1 protein-coding gene is annotated in these 625 nt (G+C 46.7%); it reads left to right on the top strand.

Annotation, left to right across the window (positions count from 1 at the left end):
- The coding region (gene cobA / locus R7O13_RS28350) for a uroporphyrinogen-III C-methyltransferase (RefSeq protein WP_318305389.1) at positions 1 to 625 on the top strand (625 nt) is incomplete at both ends.

The following is a 625-nucleotide window of genomic DNA, read 5'->3' as shown; positions in this document are numbered from 1 at the left end:
ATTGGTTGGTGCTGGCCCTGGCGACCCTGAACTTCTCACCATTAAAGCACTGAACTGTTTACAACAGGCGGATGTGGTCTTGTACGACTATTTGGTGTCTGAAGAGATCATGGCGCTGATCCCAAGCGATACGATTTTAGTTTGTGTTGGCAAGCGTGCAGGGCACCACAGTGTACCGCAAGAAAAGACAAATCAACTTTTGGTTGATTTTGCTAAGCAAGGATACCGAGTAGTACGAGTAAAAGGCGGTGATCCTTTCGTATTTGGTCGCGGTGGAGAAGAGCTAGAAGTGTTGGCTGATGCTGGCATTCGTTTTCAAGTGGTGCCTGGTATTACTGCCGCAGCAGGAGCAACAGCATATGCTGGCATTCCGTTGACGCACCGTGATTATGCTCAATCGGCCATTTTTGTTACTGGTCACTTGAAAGAAGAAAGTGATGAGATGGATTGGTCAACACTGGCTCGTGGTAATCAGACTTTAGTGATCTACATGGGACTCATGAAATCACACTATATTCAGAATCAGCTCATTCAGCACGGAAGAGCGGCTTCAACTCCGATTGCTATTATCGAGCGCGGTACGCAAATTCAGCAAAAAGTTTTTACGGGAGAGCTTTCCCAACTA

The sequence above is a fragment of the Vibrio sp. Y176 genome (assembly GCF_033438945.1).
Note: the sequence above shows the minus strand (reverse complement) of the source record. Positions and strands in the feature narration are given on the sequence as shown.